The 3,239-nt window shown below is 60.5% G+C and carries 3 protein-coding genes; all 3 read right to left on the minus strand.

The annotated features are described in order from the left end of the window. A partial coding sequence (locus AB4043_RS19740) for a tetratricopeptide repeat protein (protein ID WP_442307856.1) occupies window positions 1–1,332 on the minus strand: 1,332 nt, incomplete at its 3' end. 92 nt (window positions 1,333–1,424) lie between these two features. Beyond that, complete coding sequence (locus AB4043_RS19745; RefSeq protein ID WP_442307857.1) at window positions 1,425–3,008, minus strand: ArnT family glycosyltransferase; 1,584 nt, start codon at window positions 3,006–3,008, stop codon at window positions 1,425–1,427. A 3-nt stretch (window positions 3,009–3,011) separates the two neighbouring features. Next, window positions 3,012–3,239, minus strand: a 228-nt coding sequence (locus tag AB4043_RS19750) for a DUF3467 domain-containing protein (protein ID WP_442307858.1), incomplete at its 5' end; no start/stop codon positions are given.

Raw genomic sequence — 3,239 nt, forward strand, 5'->3', positions numbered from 1 at the left:
GGTTGTGTCCATCTGCAGCGCCGACTGAAACTCACGCTCGGCCTCCAGCACGAGACCCTGCTGGAGATAGTCCTGTCCCTGCTGCACAAGTGCCTCAGACTGTTTTGCCGGAGGCAGAGTCGCAGTTTGCATGGCCCGCATCTGTTCGAGCTCGAAGGCGGCCTGACGGAATCCGGACTCAGAGTAGGTCCGGCGGATACGGGGCAGTGCCTCGAAATCAACGGATGGATTATCGATCTTCTGCAGCAGCAAGGGAGCTTCGACATCGGCCGGTCTCAGGCTAAGGGTCTTCTGCAACTCAGCCTTCGCTCCGGGGAGGTCGCGGCGCTGAAAGAGCGCGGTCGCGGTGTTGTAGTGGTAATCGGCATCCTTCGGATCGGCCGTGGAGGCGCGCTGAAACAGTGCTCCGGCGTCTTTCCCCTGGCGGCTGGCCGCGACTCCCTGATTGTTTACGACCTCGGGGAGAGGCAGACGGCTGGCGACAAAACCGAATGCCGTCTCCGCGGCCGGATACTGGCCGGAGTTGAAGTTGGCCAGGCCAAGATAGAAGTTCGCCTCCAGGGCCAGGCGATTGTTCTGCGGAAGCTTGGACAGCGTAGCCGCAGCCTCTTCAAACTGTCCCTGCGCGTACTGCGCTTTGCCCAGCGCCAGGATGGCGGCGGCATAGTCCGGGGAGACCGAGACCGCTGTCTTAAGCCGCTTCAGCCGCTCTGAGGGCGTCTGTGCCGAGACGCCGCGGACATAGCTCTCAAAAGCTTCCAGCTTGTCATTGGCGCTCTGCGTCAGGAAGGTCTGCTCCGCGACAGGAAAGGAAGGATCCACGTCCTTCACAATCTTCCAGGCGACCGCGTTTTCGAGATCGAAGAAGCGGTTTTTGTCGACCGATTCTTCAATTGGTTTGGACATCGAGAGTTTGTTGACGTCAAGTACCTGCGCCTGCGCTGCCAGCCGGTCCCCCTGCATGGTGAAGCTGCCGATGACGATGAGGTCGGCGTCCAGCGTCTGTGCAATCCGCAATGCGGTGGCGCGGCTGGGTTTCAGATCCAGGGGATAACCGAGATGATCGAGCGCATACATGCGGTCATCGCGGCTGATGGTCAGAAAACCGGAGGACGAGAGACGCTGGTTCAGCATCTCCGGAAAGGAATCGCCGATCCAGTTCAATCCCGTCTGCCCTGAGCGGTTGTCGAACGGTAACACCAGCACAACGTGGCCATGAGAGACGGGTGCAGCCTGTGCCGTCACGGCGCCTGCAACCGAGAGAAGACCCAGGAGAGCAATTTTCGTGTAGGGGTAGTGCAGGGCTTTTGCATCTATGGGCGTTTTCCTCAACGAAAACGCCGCTGCATGCGGTTTCCGGGATACCCAGCAACAGGAAAAATGCTCTAGAATGCGGCGTTTCGAAAACATCATCACCGGTCTGATTATAGGTGTTTTGACGTCTCTGGAGCCTCGATGGCAGCGTCCACGGTTCTGGGGAAACGGATCACTGCCGCCCACTCGCCATTCTTCTGCGCCTGCCACACGACTTCACCATGCAGCACGGCGGCGGCCTCCGCTGGCAGCAGGTCGCGATGGAAGTCGAAGTACCGGGTGGCCTCGCCTTCGAGCGGCCGGCCGAGGTTGAGCTTGCCTGTCGCGGGCTCGTACTTGGTGCTGAAGATTAACGCCGTGTCGTACTTCTCAGGATGCCGGGCTGCGGCTTGTACCTCTTCGACTGAGAAGTTCTGGATGGGTGCGACCTTGAACGGCTGCTTCACATAGCCGAGGTCCGGATGCATCAGCTCTGTCCATGCAGGCCATGCTGTCAGGACGGTTGCCTGGGGATAACGCTCCGTAATGATGTTGATGGCCTGCTGGTGCAGCATTACGAAGTCGCGGTAGGTCAGGTTGTCTTCGGGAGCAAAGGCGTATGGAGGATTGACGGTAATGGCTGCAACAAATCCCGCGAAGCTGATAGCTGCCAGCAACCACCACTGCCGGAAGTGATGCCGCCAGAGGCTGACATACAGAAGCAGCAACAGGGGAAAGCAGGGCAGCAGGTAGCGGGTCAGCAATGCTCCGCCAAGGACGGAGAACTCAAGCAGGTTAGCCAGAAGGACGACGGCGATCGCCGCCATGGCCGGCGCTGCGATACGCCGGGCACGATCCGGGGCATAGGGCGTCAGCAGCAGGGCTCCGGTTGTCAGCACTGTAGCCACCCACATGTTCATATGCACCACCAGGTGCAGGATGCGGTGATAGAACGAGAGCGCGATTCGCTTGGCGTCGAGCGTTGCCGTGGCGTTGTAGCGCACAAACTCCGGGTTGCCGAACATGTATCCGGTCTCGTGCTGATGATAGAGGTACCAGGCGATGAGGGGCAGCAAGGGAAACGCCAGCACCAGCACCCAGGTCCACCGCACCTTGCGAGCGCGAATGCCCGTTACCAGCTCCCAACCGGCGAGAGCCACAGGAGTCACAATGGCCGTCTCCTTGGCCAGAGCAGCGAAGGCAAAGAGCATAGCTGCCCAGATGGCATTCCGGGTGGAGCTCGTCCGGACAAGGCTTTCGAAGTAAAACGAGAGACCCCAAAGGGTAAAGGCCGCTGCGAAGATATCCGCGTGCGCCAGCGTGCTCTGCGCGAACCAGATGGAGAAGGCGGCGGTCAAAAGCACGGTCGTGGCTGCAACCGCGGTGCCCGCCAGCAGGCGCGCTGCGCGGAAGACACCCAGCAGCGCAGCGGCACTGACCATGACCACCAGTGTGCGCGTTGCCGAGGGAACGAAGCGCGCAATGTGCCACCAGCCGGCCATCAGAATCGAGGGCAAGGGAGGATGCGCATTGGTGACGGTGGTGAAGGGAATCAGCGTGCCGGTACGGAAGAAGTCCAGCGCGGCAGGGATGTAGTAGCCGGCTTCGTCCCAGAAGTAAGGCAGGCGCAACAGCGTGATGTGCGACAGGTAAATCCCCGCGAAGAGCAGCGGATAGATTGCCCAGAGCGGCAACGCCGCGTTGCGATTTGGCACCACTTAGTGGACTGGTCCCGGAGGATTGAAGTTCGGTTCCAGAGCGATCTGTCCAAAGGCTCGCTCGTACTGCTGCACATTCTCGCCTAGCACGCCCAGCAGGGCTTTGGCCTGCTGCGGGCTAAGGTACACGCCCTGGAAGTTGCGCACCGTCACCTCATCGGCAGCCTGCGGATGCATGGTGCCGAAGATAAGCTGGAAGTCCCAAACCGACATCCGTACCTGCACGCT

Origin of the sequence: Terriglobus sp. YAF25, from assembly GCF_052113305.1 — a bacterium.
GTDB lineage: Bacteria > Acidobacteriota > Terriglobia > Terriglobales > Acidobacteriaceae > Terriglobus.